The sequence below is a fragment of the Streptomyces sp. NPDC037013 genome (genome assembly GCF_055607265.1).
In genome coordinates this window covers 410,762-428,704 of sequence record NZ_JBVJRV010000009.1, presented here as the reverse complement: position 1 = coordinate 428,704, position 17,943 = coordinate 410,762, and the positions used below count along the sequence as shown (strand labels likewise).

Here is a 17,943-nt window from a genome sequence, read left to right as displayed (position 1 = left end):
ACGGTTCCTGCCGCCTCTGACAGGAACCGTATACCCCCTAGGGGTATTCCTCAAGGGTTTTCAGACCGTCCTGAGCTCCTTCAGGCGCGCCACGTCCGCCACGTGCCCCTCCTTGCCGCCGGGCGTCTCGATGACCAGCGGCACGCCCTCCGTGGCGGGATGCAGCATCAGCTCGCGGAAGGGCTCCTCGCCGATGTGGCCGGTGCCGATGTTCTCGTGGCGGTCCTTGTGGGCCCCGGTGACGTCCTTGGAGTCGTTGGCGTGCACGAGCTTGAGGCGGCCCTCACCGACCGTGTCCACGAGGAGGTCCAGGGTCTGCTTCATGCCGCTCGGCCCCGTCAGGTCGTGGCCCGCCGCGAAGATGTGGCAGGTGTCCAGGCAGATGCCCAGCTTGGGGTGGGAGTCCAGCGCCTCGAAGTACGGGCCGAAGTCCCAGGTGCGGGAGCAGAGCGAGGCGCCCTGCCCCGCGGTGGACTCCAGGAGCAGGAACGGGTCGTCCTCATGGGTCAGCTCGTCGAGCAGCGGCAGCATGCGCTCCCGCACCTGGGCGAGGGCGACCGCGCGCTCCCGGCCGCCGGTCGCCGAGCCCGTGTGCACGACGACGCCGAGCGCGCCGATCTCCCGGCCTCTGCGCAGCGAGTGGCGCAGGGACTCCACGGACTTCTCGACGGTCGCCTCGGTGTGCGAGCCGAAGTTGATCAGGTACGGCGCGTGGACGTAGGCGGGGATGCCCTCCGCCGCGCAGGCCGCGCGGAAGGCCTCGTCCTGCTTCGGGTTGCCGGGTGGGGTCGCCCAGCCGCGCGGGTTGGCGACGAAGACCTGGACGGCCTCGGCGCCGAGATCACGGGCGTACGACAGGCCGACGGTGGCGAGACCGCCGGCCACGGGGACATGGGCGCCGACGGGGTTGCGGGACGCGGAGAAGGGGGACTTGTTGCTGCTCACGCCGTCAAGGGTGGCACGCGCGGGGCGATGCGCGGGCAGCGGTCCCGAACAGCGGTCCCAAGCGGCGGTCCCGGGGCGCGGCGGGTGGCGCCGGGCCCCGGGGGTGCCGCTCAGCGGATGGTGATCGTGATCGTCGAGTTCTTCGGGGCCTTGTCGCCGCCGTCCACCGACTGCTTCTTCACGGTGTCGCCGAAGAGCCCCAGCAGGCCGCGGTCCTCGTCCACCTCGAAGCCCGCGCCCTCCAGCCGGTCCTTGGCCTCGTCGACGCTCATGCCGGTCACGTCGGGGACCTCGACCAGCGGCGGGCCCTTGGAGATCGTCAGCTTGACGGTGTCGCCCTCGGCGACGGTCTTGTCCGCCGCGGGCGACTGCCGGGCGACGTCTCCCTTGTCCTCGTCGGAGTTGACCCGCTCCTCGACCACCTCGACCTCGAGCCCGGCGTCCCGGAGATCGGCGGTGGCGTCGGCCTGGGAGTCGCCCACCACGTCAGGGATCTCGACCGGCCGGCCCTTGCTGACGACCAGCGCGACCGCCGAGCCCGCCTTGCGGGTGAAGCCGGTCCGCGGGTCCGTGCTGATCACGGAGCCCTTCTTGACGTCCTCGCTGAAACTCTTGGTGACCATGCCGGGCGCGAGTCCGGAGTTCTTGAGCTCCTTCTTCGCGGCGGCCAGGGGGATGCCCTTCACGTCCGGGACCTTGACGGTCTCCGGGCCGAGGGAGACGGTCAGCGTCACGTCGCCGTTCTGCCGGATGCGCTCGCCGGCCGCGGGGTCGCTGGCCATGACCGTGCCGCGCTTGTCCGTGTCGCTGTACTTGCGCTTGACGTCCTTCACGTCGAGGCCGGCCTCGTCGAGCCGCTTCTTGGCCTGCGCCTCGGTCTTGGTGAGGACCGGCGGGACCTCGGTGAACTGGCCGGAGTTGATGTACCAGATGCCGGTGCCGAGGCCCAGGACGAGCAGGACGCCGGCTATGACCGCGATCATGCGGCGGCGCGGGTCGAACCGCCGCCGCGAGGCCGGCGCGGCCGCCGGCGGGCCGGGCGGCGGCGTCGCGAGGACGCTGGTGCGGTTCAGCGCGTCCTGGCCGTCCCGCGCGGGCCCGCCGTCCTCGGCGGGCAGCGGGAGCTGTACGGGGCGTGCCGCGCGCGGGATCACGCTGGTGCGGTCCTCGGAGCCGTCGTGGTCCGCCGGGTGCGCCTGTGGCGGCACCGCGTCGAGCTGCTCCTCGGTGAGGGCGGCCCGCGCGTCCCTGAGCTGGGCGAGGAGCGCCACCGCGTCGTACGGACGGATGTCGGGGTTGCGCGCGGTGGCCGAGGCGACCACCTCGTCGAGCGCGAAGGCGAGACCCGGGACGAGGGCCGACGGGGGCGGCACGTCCTCGTTGAGGTGCTGGTAGAGGACCTGGGCGGGGGAGTCACCGGAGTGCGGCTTGGCGCCGGTCAGCATCTCGTAGAGCACGACCCCGCTGGCGTACACGTCCACACGGGTGTCCGCCGTGCCGTGCTCGATCTGCTCGGGGGCGAGGTACGAGACGGTGCCGAGGACGGTGCCCGTCGTGTTCGTCACGGTGTCCACCGCGCGGACGAGTCCGAAGTCGGCGACCTTCACCCGGCCGTCGTCCCCTATGAGGACGTTCTCCGGCTTCATGTCGCGGTGCACGAAGCCGGCCCGGTGCGCGGCGCCGAGCGCGGCGAGGACCGGCTCCAGGATGTCGAGCGCGGCCCGCGGCTGCAGCGCACCGCGCTCGCGCAGGACGTCGCGCAGGGTGCAGCCCGCGATGTACTCCATCGCCAGATAGACGTACGAACCGTCGGTGCCCTGGTCGAAGACGCCCACCACGTTCGGATGGGAGAGGCGGGCGACCGACTTGGCCTCGCGGATGAAGCGCTCGACGAAGGAGGCGTCGGCCGCCAGTGTCGGGTGCATCACCTTGAGCGCGAGCACGCGGTCGAGGCGGGTGTCCACGGCCCGGTAGACCGTGGCCATCCCGCCGACAGCGATGCGCCCGTCGATCCGGTAACGGCCGTCGAGCAGCTGCCCGACGAGCGGGTCCTGAAGGGTCGTGTCCACGCAGGGGAGTCTACGAGGCACCGCCGACACCTCTGCCCGTCCGGTCGGATTCGGGGCGGGACTGCAGCCGAGCTGTGACGCTCCCCGCCGCTCAGAACGCCGGCCGCTCCGGATCGAGCCTGGCCATGCCGGCCACGGGCGAGGACGCCTCGGCGAAGTGCCGCCGCGGGATGCGTCCGGCGCGGTGCGCGAGGCGCCCGGCCTCGACGCCGTGCCGCATCGCCTCCGCCATCAGGACCGGCTCCTGCGCCCGCGTCACGGCGGAGGCGAGCATCACGCCCGCGCACCCCAGCTCCATCGCGATCGCCGCGTCGGACGCCGTGCCCGCGCCCGCGTCGAGGATCACCGGCACGCGCGCGTGCTCCACGATCAGCTGGAAGTTGTGCGGGTTGCGGATGCCGAGCCCCGAGCCGATGGGCGAACCGAGCGGCATGATCGCCGCACAGCCGACGTCCTCCAGCTTCCGCGCGAGCACCGGATCGTCGTTGGTGTACGGCAGGACCGTGAAGCCGTCGTCGACCAGGACCTCGGCGGCGTCCAGGAGCTCGACCGGATCGGGCAGCAGGGTGCGCTCGTCGGCGATCACCTCCAGCTTCACCAGGTCCGTGCCGAGCGCCTCCCGCGCGAGACGGGCGGTGAGGACCGCCTCGCCCGCCGTGAAGCAGCCCGCGGTGTTGGGCAGCACCCGGATGCCGAGCCGGTCGAGGACCGAGAGCACCGAGCCCTGCACCCCCGGGTCGAGCCGGCGCATCGCGACGGTGGTCAGCTCCGTGCCGGAGGCCACCAGGGAGCGTTCGAGGACGTCGAGGCTGGGCGCACCGCCCGTGCCCATGATCAGGCGCGAGGAGAGGGTGAGCCCGCCGATGACGAAGGGGTCGTCTGCCATGGTGTTCAGCCTCCCTGTACGGCGGTGAGTACTTCGACGCGGTCGCCCTCGGCCAGCGCCGTGGTGGACCACTGCGCGCGCGGGACGACGGTTTCGTTGACGGCGGCGGCGACACCGGAGTGCGCCGTGGAGAGGGTGGTCACGAGGGCGTCGAGCGTGGTGCCCGGTGCCACGGCGCGTTCTTCTCCATTGACGGAAACGGCGAGGGACGTGCTCATACGGGCTGCTCCGTGAAGGACTGCGTGCGGGCAGAGAGGGAGGGGGCCGCCGCACCGGAGGCGCCCTCGAAGCGGCACGGGGTGAACGGGCGTGCCTCGTCCGGCAGTTCACCGGTGGTCAGGGCGTGCGCCATGACGTCGCCGGTGAGGGGCGTCAGGAGGACGCCGTTGCGGTAGTGGCCGGTGGCCAGCTGGAGTCCGGGGAGCCGGGTCGGGCCGAGCAGCGGCGCGTTGTCGGGCGAGCCGGGGCGCAGCCCCGCGCGGGTCTCGGTCAGCGGCAGCTCGGTGATGCCGGGCACCAGCTCGTGCGCGTCCCGCAGCAGCTCGTAGACGCCGCCCGCGGTGACCGTGGTGTCCCAGCCGAGCTCCTCGCTGGTCGCGCCGACGACCAGCTCGCCGTTCTCGCGCGGCACGAGGTAGAGGTGGCCGCCGCGCACCACGGCCCGCACGGTGCGGCTCAGGAACGGCGCGTACGGCGTCGGCACCGTAAGCCGCAGAACCTGCCCCTTGACGGGGCGCACGGGCGGCAGGACGTCGTCGGGGACGCCCGCGAACCGGCCGCTGAGGCTGCCCGCCGCGAGCACGGTCTGTGCCGCGGACAGCGCGGTGCCGTCCGCGAGGACGACTCCGCGCGCCCGGCCCCCCGCGACGGTCAGGCGCTCGGCCCGCGTCCGGTGGAGGACGACGCCGGCCCGCTCGCACGCCACCAGGAGCGCCGCCGCCAGCCTGCGCGGGTCGACCTGGTGATCGCCGTCGACCCGCAGCCCGCCCCGTACGCCCGGCGCGAGCATCGGCTCCAGGCGGCGGCACTCGCGGCCGCTCAGCCACTGGGACGTCAGCCCCGAACGCTGCTGCAGGGCGTGCAGCTCGCGCAGGTGGGCGCGGTCGTCGGAGTCGAGCGCGACGGCGAGCGTGCCGCACGCGCGGTAGCCGAGGTCGCGCCCGCTCGCCTCGGTCAGCTCCACGGCGAAGTCCGGATAGCGGCGGGCGGATTCGAGGTTGATGCCGAGCAGCGTCTGCTCGCCGTAGTGCAGTTCGGTGACGGCGGCCAGCATGCCCGCCGCGACCTGGGCGGCGCCGCCGCCCGGCTCGGGGTCGACGACGGTGACGGAGAGCCCGCGCTGCGCGGTCCGCCACGCCGTGACCAGGCCGATGATGCCGCCCCCGACGACGACGACGTCCGCCGTGGTGCCTGGGGACGCGCTCGTCGTGGTGCTGGTCGGTGTACGTGGATGCATGGGCGTCCAGCCCCTCCCTTCGCCGGCATGACCCGGATCAGGTTCGTACGGTCGGAGGCCGTCCCAGCCTCCCTCTCAGCCCGGTGCGTCCGGGCTCCCGCGAGTGCTCTGCACCGGCCACCCTAGCCCGTCGCCCCGCGCGGCAGTAGGGGAGCCGCCCGGGGGCGGGCCGGGGGAGGTGTCCGGATACGTACAGTGACGGTGTGTCAGAGATCTCCTCCCGTCCGTCTGAGGGCGCCCCGGCCCGCCGCCCTACAGTGATCGGGTGAGCGAGCAGCGGAAGCAGACCGGGAAAGAGCGGCAGGCGGAGCGGCACGTCGTCATCGTCGGCGCGGGGATGGCCGGGGTGCAGACCGCGGTGGCACTGCGCGAGCAGGGCTTCGCCGGTGCGGTCACCGTGGTCGGGGCCGAGCCCCACCAGCCGTACGACAGGCCGCCGCTGTCCAAGGCGGTGCTCCTCGGCAAGGCGGAGGGCTCGGCCTTCGACATCGACTTCGAGGCGCTCGGCATCGAGCTGAACCTGGGCCGTGCGGTCACCGGGGTGCGCCCCGCCGACCACCTCCTCGACACCGAGGCGGGCCCCCTCGCCTACGACGTCCTGGTCATCGCGACCGGCGCCGAGCCGATCGGCCTGCCCGGCACCGAGGGGGTGCGGGGGGTCCACCTCCTGCGCACCCTGGACGACGCCGAACGGCTCCGTCCGGTCCTCGCCGAGCAGCACGACGTCGTGGTCGTCGGGGCGGGCTGGATCGGCGCGGAGTTCGCGACGGCGGCGCGCGAGGCGGGCTGCTCCGTGACGGTCGTGGAGGCCGCGGCGCGGCCGCTCGCGGGGGCGCTGCCCGAGGAGGTCGCGGCGCCCATGGCCGGCTGGTACGCCGACTCCGGAGCGGTGCTGCGCACCCACGCGCGCGTGGAGCGCGTCGAGCCGGGCGCCGTGTTCCTCTCCGACGGGACCCGGCTGGCCGCGGGCGCCGTCGTCGTCGGCATCGGCGCACGCCCGGCGACCGAGTGGCTGACCACCTCGGGCATCGAGCTGGGCGCGCACCGGGAGGTCGTGACCGACGACCGGCTGCGCACCTCGGCGCCCGACGTGTACGCGGTCGGCGACTGCGCCTCCTTCCCCTCCGGGCGGTACGGCGAGCGCCTCCTCGTCCACCACTGGGACAACGCCCTCCAGGGCCCGCGCACGGTCGCGGCGAACATCATCGGCGAGACTCCGGCGCCGTACGACCCCGTGCCGTACTTCTGGTCGGAGCAGTTCGGCCGCTTCGTCCAGTACGCGGGCCACCACGCGGGCGCCGACCGGCTGGTGTGGCGCGGCGACCCGACGGGCGTGGCCTGGTCGGTCTGCTGGCTCCGCGACGGCGCCCTGGTGGCCGTCCTGGCGGTGGGCCGCCCCCGCGACCTGGCCCAGGGCCGCAAACTCATCGAATCGGCCACCCCCCTGAACCCCACCCTGACGGCAAACCCCGCAATCCCCCTAAAAAAAGCAACCCTGTAACCCCACCCTCGACCTCCCGGCGCCGGGCAAGGCAGTCGCCGCCCATGGGCGCGGGGAACTGCGCGCCAAGCCCCCACGGCCCGCAGACGATCAACAACCGCACCCCCAGCCACCTCACCCCCCACCCCAGGCCCCCCGGCCAGAGATACGCTGGGGAGGTGACCGAGATTGACGCAAAGACCGATGCTCTCGTCCCCGCCTGGCTGCACCTCCCCGACATCGCGGAAATGCTCGATGTCGAGGTGACCCGCGTGCGCCAGCTGGTCAGGGAGGGCACGCTGATCGCCGTACGCCGTGGCGAGAACCGCGCGCTGCAGGTGCCGGCCGCCTTCATCGACGGCGACAAGGTCGTCAAGGGCCTCGCCGGCACCCTGACGCTCCTGAGGGACGACGGTTTCTCCGACGAAGAGATGCTCGAGTGGCTCTTCACCCCCGACCCGACCCTGCCCGGCACCCCCGCGCAGGCACTGAGCGAGAATCGCGGCACGGAGGTGAAGCGCCGCGCCCAGGCGCTCGCCGTCTGAGCAGGTGCTCGGCCGTCTGACCTGAACACACCGTCCGGCGTACGGGAGCGGGAGCCGGAGCGGCGCCATACGCGCCCGCACGCGCCCGTACGCCCGACGCTCCCGCACGCCACCGACAACGGGGGGACTACTCCATGGCTGCCGCCGCCGATCACCGTGCCCAGCTCGCCGACGCCCGGCTCTACCTGTGCGTGGACGCCCGCAGGCGCCAGGGGGACCTTCCGGAGTTCCTCGACGCCGTCCTCGCGGGCGGCGTCGACATCGTGCAGCTGCGCGACAAGGGCATGGAGGCCGCGGAGGAGCTGGAGCACCTCCAGATCTTCGCGGACGCCGCACGGCGGCACGGCAAGCTCCTCGCGGTGAACGACCGCGCGGACGTCGCCCACGCGATCGGCGCCGACGTGCTCCACCTCGGCCAGGGCGACCTGCCCGTCCCCGCGGCCCGTGCCGTCCTCGGCGAGGACGTCCTGATCGGCCGCTCCACGCACTCCGGGACCGAGGCCGCCGCGGCCGCCGTCCAGGCCGGCGTGGACTACTTCTGCACGGGCCCGTGCTGGCCCACGCCCACCAAGCCGGGCCGCCACGCCCCCGGCCTCGGCCTCGTCCGCCACACGGCCTCGCTCGGCACCGACCGCCCGTGGTTCGCCATCGGCGGCATCGACGCGGGCAACCTCGACGAGGTCCTGGAGGCGGGTGCCCGCCGTGTCGTCGTCGTGCGGGCGATCACCGAGGCCGACGACCCGGGCGCGGCCGCGGCCGACCTGGCGAAGCGGCTGCGTACAGCTGTGTGAGCAACAGCCCGGGAGTGTCCGATCCGTGGACAACAACCCGGCAAACCGGCCAATTCTCCCCACTCTGGTTGGGGGACCGTCCCGGCCTGGCTAACCTGCCCATATGGCCCTAGGCACAGCTTCGACCAGGACTGACCGTGCGCGCACGGTGCGCGACATGCTCGCGACCGGTAAGACGACGTTCTCGTTCGAGTTCTCCGCCCCCAAGACCCCCAAGGGCGAGCGGAACCTCTGGAACGCGCTGCGGCGGGTCGAGGCGGTCGCCCCGGACTTCATCTCCGTGACCTACGGCGCGGGCGGCTCGACGCGCACCGGCACGGTCAGGGAGACCCAGCAGATCGTCGCCGACACCACCCTCACGCCCGTCGCCCACCTGACCGCGGTCGACCACTCCGTGGCCGAGCTGCGCAACATCATCGGGCAGTACGCGGACGCGGGGATCAGGAACATGCTCGCGGTCCGCGGCGACCCGCCCGGCGACCCGCTCGGCGAGTGGGTCGCCCACCCCGAGGGCCTCACCTACGCCTCGGAACTGGTCGAGCTCATCAAGGAGTCCGGGGACTTCTGCGTGGGCGTGGCCGCCTTCCCCGCGATGCACCCGCGCTCGCCCGACTGGGAGTCCGACACCCGCCACTTCATCGACAAGTGCCGGGCCGGCGCGGACTACGCGATCACGCAGATGTTCTTCGACCCCGAGGAGTACCTGCGGCTGCGCGACCGCGTCGAGGAGGCGGGCTGCGACACCCCGATCATCCCCGAGATGATGCCGGTCACCAACGTCCGCCAGCTCGACCGGCTGCCCCAGCTCAGCAACGCCGTCTTCCCCGCGGAGCTGAAAGAACGGATGCTCTCGGCCAAAGACGATCCCGCCGCTGTACGCTCCATTGGCATCGAGTTCGCGACGGAGTTCTGCGCGCGGTTGCTGGCCGAAGGTGTGCCGGGGCTGCACTTCATCACGCTCAACAACTCCACGGCGACGCTGGAAATCTACGAGAATCTGGGCCTGCACCAGCAGGCCTGAACGGTCGTACCCCTGGGGCGGCGGCCGTAGGGGAGAGGGGCGTACATGGGCTGGACGGTCCTCTACATCGCGTTCGGATTCGTCGCGCTGTGGCTGCTCGGCGAGGTGCTGCTGCAGTACAAGGCCAGGCTGCGCTGGCGGCTGCTGGCCTTCGGGGGCTTCCTCGGGGTCGTCGTCGGCGTACTGATCCCGTCGGTGTGGATCATCGGGCTCGGCGCCATCGCGTTCGCCACGGGCCAGACCTACGTGACGCTGTCGTTCCGCCGGGGTTTCTCCACCGGCTGGGCGCTCGGCGGGCGGCCGGGCCTGAGCAGGCGCCGCAGGAGGCCCGCGCAGGCCGCCGCGGCGCAGGAACCGACGCTCCAGGTCTCCGACCTGGAGTACGAGCAGGTCCCGCCGCCGCCCGCGCACGGCCCGGACGTCCCCGGGGACGGGGTCTACGAGCCCGAGCCGCTGCCCGACGACACCGGCCAGTACGGCGTGTACAGCGACGCCGCGTACGCCCCGCCCGCCGCGGGCGACGCCGCCCACCCCGGCGAGGGCCACGGCTACGACGCGGCGGCCTTCACCGGCTACGAACAGCAGAACTACGGATACGACGAGACGGGCCGCCAGCAGTACGCCGCCTACTCCGACCCGTACATCGGCACGCAGACCTACGGCGCGCAGAGCTACGACGCCTACGGCGACCAGCAGCAGTACGCCCCGTACGGCGGCGACACCTACAGCGGCGGACTCGGCGGGACGTACAACGACACCCCGCCCGGCGGCGTCTGGGTGCCGCACCAGCGCACCACCGAGGCGCCGCACGCCGGTGAACTCCCGCCGGAGCAGCCCTACCCCTACCAGGGCGGGAACGGCGGCGGCCCCGACGGCTCGGGCCACAACGAACAGCAGTACCGCTACTGAGCCAGGGCGGGGCCCGCCGCGGCGGTCACTGCGAACCGCGGAACTGAGGGCCCTCCACGATCAGCCCCGCGGCCAGTGCGCCGGACATGCCCGCGTGCGGCAGGCCGCCGCCCGGATGCGCCCAGCCGCCGACCGCGAAGAGCCCCGGCAGGCCCGTGGTGTTGGCCGGGTGCAGCAGCTTTCCACCGGCCGCGGCGAGCGCCGGGGCCGGGACCGCGCCGCCCTCGGCGCCGGTGGCCTCCGCGATGTCGGCCGGGGTGCGGACCTCGTGCCACAGGAGGCGCTCCCGCAGCCCGGGCACCGCCCGCTCGGCGCGGGTGATCAGGCTCTCCGCGTGCGCCGCGAAGTCCTCACGGGAGGCCGCGCCGGACGCCCGCGCCGGCACCGTGGCGGTCAGCGTGATCGCCTCGTGCTCCCCGTCCGGCACCGACGAGGCGTCGTCCGGGCGCGTCACCGTGACCGTGGGGGGCGCCGCCAGGGCGGGGGCGCCGCCGAAGAGGGCGTCCAGCTCCCGCGTCCGGTCCGGCGCGTGCACCACGGTCCGGAGCGGGGCGTCGGCGGGCCGGGCGCCGCGCAGCGCGAGCAGGACCGTGAGGCGGCTGGGCATGGCGGGGCTCCGAGGGGCGTCCCCCGCGCGCACGGCCACCCCCGGGAGCATGCCCGCCAGGGCGGCGGGAGCGACGCCGGCGACGACGAACTCCGCGTCGGTCGTGGTGGCGTCCGCGAGCTCCACTCCGGCCGCCCGCCCGTCCTTCTCGACGATCCGCGTCACCGCCGCTCCGAACACGAACTCGACCCGCCGGGCCAGGCACCGCTCGTACACCGCGCGGGCCAGGGCGCGCATGCCGCCCCGCACCGACCAGGTGCCGAACGTCTGCTCCAGATAGGGCAGGACGGCCGCGCTCGCCGGTGTCGTACGGGGATCCAGGCCCTGCGCGAGCGCGAACTGCTCCAGGAGCGCCACCAGACGCGGATCGCCGCCCAGTTCGAGCTCGCCGACCTCGCTGAGGGTGCTCGCGCGCCGCTCACGGCGCAGCAGGCGCTTGTGCGGCACCGAGGGGTAGGGCTCGCGCGCGGCGAGCACCTCCCAGTTGGGCCACAGGGGCTCTTCCAGCAGAGGGCGGCGGGTGCGGTCCCAGGCCTCCCGCGCGCGGTTCATGAACGCCGCCCAGCGCGCGCCCGCGCCGTCGCCGAGGGCGGTGTCCAGGGCCTCGCCAACGCCCGCGCGCGAGGCGTTCGGCAGGTCGGCCGTGGTGCCGTCCGCGAAGACATGGCGCACCGCGGGCTCCACCTGGGAGAGCTCGACGCACTTCTCCAGGGGCTCCTTGCCCGTCTTGACGAACAAGTCGCGGTAGACCGCGGGGAGGTGGAGCAGCGTCGGTCCGGTGTCGAAGGCGAAACCGTCCCGCTCGACGCGGCCGAGCGCGCCGCCGTACGTCTCCCCGCGTTCGTACACCACCACCCGGTGGCCCGCGACGGCCAGCCGGGCGGCCGCCGTCATCGCGCCCATCCCGGCGCCGATCACCACAATCCGTGCCATGCCGGGGACTTTATCGGCCGCCACCGACAGTCAGTCGGGCGGTGGCCCGGTCCGGCCCGCGAGCCGCTTCTCCTCGCGCCGCTGCGCCCTGCGCCGCAGGAACCGCCGGATCCGTGAGACGAGGAAGAAGAGCAGGACGAGGCCGATCAGCAGGAGCACGGCCGCGATGACGGCGGCGGCCGCCGGGTGGAACATCGCGAAGCTGATGACGCCGGCGACCCCGAGATCCTCGGCCGTGCTCAGCACGAAGTTGCTGAACGGCTCCGGCGAGGTGTTGACCGCCATCCTCGTCCCGGCCTTCACCGCATGGCTGGCCAGGGCCGTCGACCCGCCCACCGCGCCGGCGGCCAGATCGGGGAGCGAGCCGCTCTGCCCCGCGAGCAGCGCGCCCACCACGGCACCCGACACCGGCCGGATCACGGTGTGCGCCGTGTCCCAGACCGAGTCCACGTACGGGATCTTGTCGGCCACGGCCTCGCACACGAAGAGCACGCCGGCCACGATCAGGACGTCGGGCCGCTGGAGGGCCTCGGGGACCTCGTCGCTGACACCGGTCGCCCCGAAGACGCCGAGCAGCAGGACAACGGCGTACGCGTTGATCCCGCTCGCCCAGCCGCTGGTGAACACCAGGGGGAGTACGGACACGGACGTGATCGTAACCATTGCGGACCCCGGCGGCCCGGGGTTGAGCGCGCACGCCTGAGTATCCGTACCTAGTGGCAGAGATGAGTACGCGCGCGGATGGGGCCCCACCTGCGAAGACGGAAGAGTGTGGGGCACGGAGAAGGGCGCGGCGCCGGTACCGCCGACACGGGGCGGCGGAACGGTGCAGCGCCCTTGGCCGCTCCTCCCGCCGCCGAGCGGCGGGAGCGAGACACGGGGGTGACTCGGGGGACGACCACACGGGGGTCGTACGGGGGGTTACGGGGGGACACGGAGAAGCGCCGGATCGGTGCGCCTTTGACCAGGGCGCACCGGTCCGGCGCTGTCCGTGGTCCGTATGTGCTCCGGTCGGCTGTTGTCCGGTCGGCCGCTACGCGCGCGTGCCGCTGACCCGGCCCTGCAGCAGCCGCGACAGCGCCGCGTGCACGTCGTCGAGCGAACGCTCCGGCTGGAAGGCCTGCCAGTCGAGGGCGGCCACCAGGACCATGCCGACGAGGGCTGCGGCCGTCAGCGGGATGTCGATCTCGTCGCTCAGCTCGCCGCCCGCCACACCGGCCCGCAGCACGTCCTCGACGACCGCGACGGCCTGCTGCCTGACCACGAGCAGGGTCGACTGCCAGGCCCGGTTGGTCCGCCACAGTTCGGCGACGTACAGCTGGGTGAAGGCCGGGTAGCGGTTGATGAAGACCAGTCCGGCCCTGATCATCGCGTCGAGGGCGTCGACCTTGCTGCCGCCCTTGCCGTCGGTCTCCTCGGCCGCTTCCTTCAGGGAGGCGGTGAGCAGGCCGACACCGTGCCGCAGCAGCTCTTCGAAGAGGACCGATTTGCTCGCGAAGTTGTAGTAGACGGTGCCCTTCGCGACCCCGGCCCGTTCGGCGATCTCGTCGACCGTCGTGGCCGAGAAGCCCTGTTCCGCGATGAGGGTGACCGCGGCCTCGTAGAGCTTCTGCCGGGTGGCCTCGCGACGGGTGCTGCCTGCACTGCTGTCCATGGCCCTGATTCTCACAGGTTCCGCCGCCCGGCCCGGACCCGCCGCCCTCACAGGGTCAGCTCCGGATGCAGCCGGTCGAGGGTCCACACCTGCTTGCGGCGCGCGGAGAGCGCGGTGAGGGCGAGGGCGCCCAGGGTGAAGGCGGTCAGGACCGCGCAGCCCTGCCAGACGGGGCCGAGGCCGCCGCCCGTGATCAGTCTCCGGAGCGCCTCGACGACGTAACTCATCGGCAGGAAGGGGTGGATCGCGCTGAAGAATCCGGGGCTCGTCTGGACGGGGTACGTGCCGCCCGCCGACGTCAGCTGGAGCATCAGCGCGGCGAGGACGAGGATCCGCCCGGCCGCCCCGAAGCGGGCGTTGAGCCACTGCACGATCGCCGCGAAGCACGCCGTGACCAGGCAGAGGAAGCCCACCGTGCCGGCCGCCCTGGCCATCTGCAGACCGATGCCCCAGTGCAGCACCGACAGCAGCGCCGCGGTCTGGAGCACGCCCACGGCGGCCACCGGCAGCCAGCCGGCGAGCGCGATGCGCCACGCGGAGGCGCCCGCGGCGAGCGCGCGCCGGTTGAGCGGCTGGATCAGCATGTACGCCACCATCGCGCCGACCCACAGGGAGAGCGGGATGAAGTACGGCGCGAAGCCCGTGCCGTAGTTGGGCGCCTCGTGCAGCGACCGGGAGGCGAGCTGTACGGGGTCCGCCATGACCCCGGTGCGCTCGTCGCGGTCCTTCTTGTCGTAGTCCGGGATCTTCTTGACTCCGTCGTGCAGCCCGCCGGACAGCTTCGCGGAGCCGTCGGCCAGCTTGAACAGACCGCCCTTGAGGTCGCCCGCGCCCGTCTCCAGCTTGCCGATGCCCGCGTCCAGGTCGTTCGCGCCCGTCTCGGCCGTGCCGAGCCCCGTGTGGAGCTTCTTGGCCCCCTTGGCGACCTTGCCTGCGCCCTTGTTCAGCTCGTTGATCCGGGAGACGGCCGTCTCCAGGTCCTCGTCGAGGTGCGGGGCGCGGTCGGCGAGGGCCTGCGACTTCTTCTGCAGGGTGGCCAGCTGCTTGTCGAGCTTGGCCACGTCACCATTCTGGTCCTTGATCACGGTGTTCATGTCGTCGGCGATCGTCGACACGCTCTCGGCGGACTTCTTGGCCTCCTTGATCTTCGGGCAGTACGGCTCGGGGACCGGGGCCTTCACGCAGCGCTCCGTGTAGAAGGCGCCGATCGCCCGGGAGCCCTCCTCGGCGCCCTTGGCGGCGCCGGGCGCGAGCTTGACCCACGTGCTCAGGTGACGGCGGAGCGCCTTGGAGGAGTCCGCCACGAGCTGCGCGGTGTCCCCGATGCTCTTGCCGTTGTCCCTCAGGAACGGCCGCACCTCGTCCGCCGTGCCGTTGACCTTGTCGGCCAGCTTCTGCGTGCCGTCCGCGACCTTCTTCGAGCCGTCCTTGAGCTCGCCCGCGCCGGTGTGCAGCTTCTTGACGCCCCCGGCGAGGTCACCGCTGCCCTTCTTGGCCTTCTTCAGGCCGTCGGCGAGGTCCTTGGAGCCCTTCTTCGCCTTGCCGATGCCGCTGTCCAGCTTGTCGGCGCCGTCGGCGGCCTTCTGCGTCTTCCCGTGGATGTCGGAGAACGAGATGAAGATCTTGTCGAGGAAGGAGCGCGACGCCTTCGTGGACGCCGCCGAGCGCACCTCGGAGAAGACCGTCCGCGAGATCTGCCCGACGATGTAGTTGTTGGCGTCGTTCGTCCTGACGCGCAGGGCGCCCGTCTCCGGAGACGACCCCGAACTCGACGCGATGCGCTTGCTGAAGTCCGCGGGCATCGTCAGGGACAGGTAGTACGTGCCGTCCTCGACGCCCTTGCGCGCCTCGGCGTCGCTCACCTCGTGCCATTCGAAGGTCTTGCTGTCCCGCAGCTTCTCGACGATGTTGTCGCCCGCCGCGAGCTTCTTGCCCTGCGCGGTCGCTCCCTTGTCGTCGTTGACGAGCGCCACGGGGATGCGGTCGAGATGGCCGTAGGGGTCCCAGAAGGACCACAGGTACAGGGCGCCGTACAGCAGGGGCAGCAGCAGGAGCGCGACGAGCGCGGCGCGCGGCAGCTTCCCCCTGCCGAAGCGCCTGAGCTCAAGCGCGGCGAGCTTCGGCGAGCGCATCCGCCGTCTCCTTGTCGTCGTCGGTGCCGTCCGAGTGCGGTTCGGTGTCCTGCGCGAGCGTGCGGGTGCCGGTGCGGACCACGACCGCGCCCTCGGGAGCCTCGCTGCACACCGCGAGGACGGTCGTCCCGTCGTCCGTGAGGGACGCCAGCATCCGCCAGGCCTCGGCCCGTTCGGCGTCCGAGAGCTTCAGGTCGGTGTCGTCGACGCCCAGCACGCGCGGGCGGCCGATCAGGGCCAGCGCCACGGAGAGCCGCAGGACTTCGAGCCGCTCCAGATCGCGCACGGCGGTACGGCGGCCCTTGGGCAGCGTTTCGGGGTCGAGTCCGGCGGCGGCCAGCGCGGCGTCGACGCGCAGCCGCATCTCGTTCCGCCGCTCCTCGCGCGGCCTGAGCAGTCCGCGCAGCGGGCCGCCGAACCGGCGCTCAAGGAGCGCTCGTTCGTGCAGGTGCTCGGCCACGGTCAGGGCCGGATCGAGATCGGTCACGCCGGGCACCGGGCCGAGCCCGCTGATCCGGCGCACCGCGGCGAGCTGTCCGGGCAGCCGGAAGTGGCCGACCGTGGCCTGGCCCTCGGTGGCGCGCATACGTCCCGTCAGAGCGAGCAGGAGGCAGGTACGGCCGGTCCCCGACGGGCCCTCGATCGCGATCAGTGATCCGGGCTCCGCCTCGAAACCGATGGAGCGGAACGCCCAGCCCCGCGGCCCCTCGAGACCGAAGCCCTCGGCGGTGACGGCGGCTCCGCGCACGCCGTCGGTCGGACCGTTCACAGTCCCCCCTCCCCCTCCTTTTGAACTGACTGGTCAGTACAAAAGTAAGCCCGAACCCGCGATCGAGGCAAAGCCCCAGGTCAGAGCCGATTGTCAGTGGCGTACTCCACGATGGGCACATACGGCCACTGCGCCGTCACACGACGACAGGAGGTTCGTCATGGCCAGCACTTCCGCAGCAGCCGCCCGTCGGCACCGCGCCGTCGGCCCTGCTCCCTCACTGACCGGCCCGGCGAGCGATGTCCACCCCGTCCTGCGCCGCGCCACGGCCCCGCCGGCCGCCCTCGAACTGCTCGCCCAGGCCCGCGCCGGAATCGACGAGGCCGCCCACCTGGACGCGGCCAACGAGCGCTATGCCACCGCCCACCTTGCCGCCCTGCGCACCGCCGCCGCCGTCCTCGCCGCGCGCGGCCGCCCCGAGACGACCCCGCGCCGCAGGCAGCGCATCCGCAGCGCCTGGGAAGTCCTCCCTGAGATAGCCCCCGAACTGACCGAGTGGAGCGCCCTGTTCGCATCCGGCGCCGCCCGCCGGGCCCGCGCCGAGGCGGGCATCAAGGACGCCGCCACCACCCGCGATGCCGACGACCTGCTCCGCGACGTGGCCATGTTCCTGCGCATCGTCGAGCGGATGCTGGTCCTCCAGCCCGTCCTGCCCCAGCCGAGGCAGGAGCGGGACGGGGCCGGAGAGGAGCCGCCGGAGGCGGGCTGACCGGCGTATCACGCCGCGGGACGGGTGACCCGGGCACCGGACGCCAGGCAATAAGGTGGGGGTGATCCGCAACCCCATGCGCCGAGGAGTCAACTGCCGTGTCGGACCCGATGCGCCCGCCCGCCTCCCACCACCACACTCAGCCGGCGTCGCAGCGCTCCGACTCGCCTCGTCCGCGCGCCTCCCTGCGCACCGCCGTGGTCTGGGACGTCCTCAAGGAGGCCCTCGACCGCCGCGCCCAGGCCGCGGGCCAGGAGTCGCGCGGCGAGCTCGACGTGCTCGACACCGGCGGCGGCAGCGGCAACTTCGCGGTACCGGTCGCCCAGCTCGGCCACCGCGTCACCGTCGTCGACCCCAGCCCGAACGCCCTCTTCGCCCTGGAGCGCCGGGCCGCCGAGGCAGGCGTCGCCGAGCGGGTGCGCGGTGTCCAGGGCGACGTGCTCGGCCTCTTCGACGTCGTGGAGCGCGGCGGCTTCGACGCGGTCCTGTGCCACGGCGTCCTGGAGTACGTGGACGACCCGGCCGAGGGCGTGCGCCTCGCCGTCGACGCGCTGCGCCCCTCCGGCATCCTCAGCCTGCTCGGCGCCGGACTCGGCGGAGCGGTGCTCGCGCGGGCCCTCGCCGGGCACTTCAAGGAGGCCCAGGCGGCGCTCAGCGACCCGGCGGGCCGCTGGGGCGCGGGTGACCCCGTGCCGCGCCGGTTCACCGCCGAGCAGCTCACCGCGCTGGTCGAGTCGGCGGGCGTGCGGGTCGACGCGGTGCACGGCGTCCGGGTCTTCGCCGACCTGGTCCCCGGGGTCCTCGTGGACACCGAGCCGGGCGCCATGGAGGCCCTCCTCAAGCTGGAGGCGGCCGCGGCGGAGCTGCCCGCCTTCCACTCGGTGGCCACCCAGCTGCATGTGCTCGGTGAGGTACGGGGCGCCGGAGCGGCCTGAGGGACTGCCGCGTCCCACTTGCTGATCAGGGACGCAGCAGCACATGGAGTACGCCACAGGCCCCCGAACGGGCTACGGGCGCCGTATGATCGAGGGACACCG

General features: G+C 73.1%; 17 protein-coding genes and 1 riboswitch. Of the genes, 7 read left to right on the top strand and 10 right to left on the bottom strand.

The window, feature by feature from the left end:
* Window positions 1–60 precede the first annotated feature (60 nt).
* The 5 genes from ACZ7DY_RS32540 to thiO all read right to left on the bottom strand — a co-directional run bounded on the left by ACZ7DY_RS32540 (window position 61) and on the right by thiO (window position 5,356).
* The gene (locus ACZ7DY_RS32540) at window positions 61–945 is read right to left on the bottom strand and encodes a deoxyribonuclease IV (RefSeq protein WP_471141811.1); all 885 of its coding nucleotides are present in this window, start codon (window positions 943–945) and stop codon (window positions 61–63) included.
* A gap of 110 nt (window positions 946–1,055) precedes the next feature.
* The gene (pknB, locus tag ACZ7DY_RS32535; RefSeq protein ID WP_471141808.1) at window positions 1,056–3,014 is read right to left on the bottom strand and encodes a Stk1 family PASTA domain-containing Ser/Thr kinase; all 1,959 of its coding nucleotides are present in this window, start codon (window positions 3,012–3,014) and stop codon (window positions 1,056–1,058) included.
* A gap of 91 nt (window positions 3,015–3,105) precedes the next feature.
* The gene (locus tag ACZ7DY_RS32530) at window positions 3,106–3,900 is read right to left on the bottom strand and encodes a thiazole synthase (RefSeq protein ID WP_471141806.1); all 795 of its coding nucleotides are present in this window, start codon (window positions 3,898–3,900) and stop codon (window positions 3,106–3,108) included.
* 5 nt (window positions 3,901–3,905) lie between these two features.
* Window positions 3,906–4,118: a sulfur carrier protein ThiS gene (gene thiS, locus ACZ7DY_RS32525; RefSeq protein WP_471141804.1), complete on the bottom strand. Its 213-nt coding sequence runs from the start codon at window positions 4,116–4,118 to the stop codon at window positions 3,906–3,908.
* Entirely contained in the window at window positions 4,115–5,356 is a 1,242-nt protein-coding gene (gene thiO, locus ACZ7DY_RS32520; protein ID WP_471141802.1) for a glycine oxidase ThiO, read from the bottom strand. Before thiO ends, thiS begins: the two co-directional genes overlap by 4 nt.
* Window positions 5,354–5,467: riboswitch (TPP riboswitch) on the bottom strand. It overlaps the preceding gene by 3 nt.
* 154 nt (window positions 5,468–5,621) lie before the next feature.
* Here thiO and ACZ7DY_RS32515 point away from each other — a divergent pair.
* From ACZ7DY_RS32515 to ACZ7DY_RS32495, 5 genes are all read left to right on the top strand, one after another.
* Window positions 5,622–6,857 (top strand): NAD(P)/FAD-dependent oxidoreductase, encoded by a 1,236-nt coding sequence (locus ACZ7DY_RS32515; protein WP_471141799.1) that lies wholly within the window; start codon window positions 5,622–5,624, stop codon window positions 6,855–6,857.
* A 158-nt stretch (window positions 6,858–7,015) separates the two neighbouring features.
* Window positions 7,016–7,381, top strand: coding sequence for an Rv2175c family DNA-binding protein (locus tag ACZ7DY_RS32510; RefSeq protein ID WP_471141796.1), 366 nt, complete (start codon window positions 7,016–7,018; stop codon window positions 7,379–7,381).
* Between the two features lie 134 nt (window positions 7,382–7,515).
* Window positions 7,516–8,172, top strand: coding sequence for a thiamine phosphate synthase (gene thiE / locus ACZ7DY_RS32505; protein WP_471141794.1), 657 nt, complete (start codon window positions 7,516–7,518; stop codon window positions 8,170–8,172).
* A 103-nt stretch (window positions 8,173–8,275) separates the two neighbouring features.
* Window positions 8,276–9,193, top strand: coding sequence for a methylenetetrahydrofolate reductase [NAD(P)H] (gene metF, locus ACZ7DY_RS32500; RefSeq protein WP_471141792.1), 918 nt, complete (start codon window positions 8,276–8,278; stop codon window positions 9,191–9,193).
* A gap of 45 nt (window positions 9,194–9,238) precedes the next feature.
* Window positions 9,239–10,102 (top strand): hypothetical protein, encoded by an 864-nt coding sequence (locus ACZ7DY_RS32495; protein WP_471141789.1) that lies wholly within the window; start codon window positions 9,239–9,241, stop codon window positions 10,100–10,102.
* Between the two features lie 25 nt (window positions 10,103–10,127).
* On the opposite strand, the gene ACZ7DY_RS32490 is transcribed toward ACZ7DY_RS32495, so the two are convergent.
* From ACZ7DY_RS32490 to ACZ7DY_RS32470, 5 genes are all read right to left on the bottom strand, one after another.
* On the bottom strand, window positions 10,128–11,642 hold the full coding sequence (locus ACZ7DY_RS32490) for a phytoene desaturase family protein (RefSeq protein ID WP_471141788.1): 1,515 nt from the start codon (window positions 11,640–11,642) through the stop codon (window positions 10,128–10,130).
* A 30-nt stretch (window positions 11,643–11,672) separates the two neighbouring features.
* Window positions 11,673–12,287 (bottom strand): DUF4126 domain-containing protein, encoded by a 615-nt coding sequence (locus ACZ7DY_RS32485; protein ID WP_471141787.1) that lies wholly within the window; start codon window positions 12,285–12,287, stop codon window positions 11,673–11,675.
* Window positions 12,288–12,675: 388 nt separating this feature from the next.
* A complete protein-coding gene (locus ACZ7DY_RS32480) occupies window positions 12,676–13,296 on the bottom strand; it encodes a TetR/AcrR family transcriptional regulator (RefSeq protein ID WP_471141784.1) in 621 nt (206 codons plus the stop codon).
* A 47-nt stretch (window positions 13,297–13,343) separates the two neighbouring features.
* Window positions 13,344–15,428 (bottom strand): YhgE/Pip family protein, encoded by a 2,085-nt coding sequence (locus tag ACZ7DY_RS32475; protein ID WP_471141782.1) that lies wholly within the window; start codon window positions 15,426–15,428, stop codon window positions 13,344–13,346.
* Window positions 15,400–16,197, bottom strand: a complete 798-nt coding sequence (locus ACZ7DY_RS32470; protein ID WP_471141779.1) for an ATP-binding cassette domain-containing protein — start codon at window positions 16,195–16,197, stop codon at window positions 15,400–15,402. The genes ACZ7DY_RS32475 and ACZ7DY_RS32470 overlap by 29 nt, the downstream gene beginning before the upstream one ends.
* Window positions 16,198–16,357: 160 nt before the next feature.
* On the opposite strand from ACZ7DY_RS32470, the gene ACZ7DY_RS32465 reads away from it, so the two are divergent.
* Both ACZ7DY_RS32465 and ACZ7DY_RS32460 read left to right on the top strand, forming a co-directional pair.
* Window positions 16,358–16,906 (top strand): SAV_6107 family HEPN domain-containing protein, encoded by a 549-nt coding sequence (locus ACZ7DY_RS32465; RefSeq protein ID WP_471141776.1) that lies wholly within the window; start codon window positions 16,358–16,360, stop codon window positions 16,904–16,906.
* Between the two features lie 98 nt (window positions 16,907–17,004).
* Window positions 17,005–17,841 (top strand): class I SAM-dependent methyltransferase, encoded by an 837-nt coding sequence (locus ACZ7DY_RS32460; protein ID WP_471141773.1) that lies wholly within the window; start codon window positions 17,005–17,007, stop codon window positions 17,839–17,841.
* Window positions 17,842–17,943: the final 102 nt, after the last annotated feature.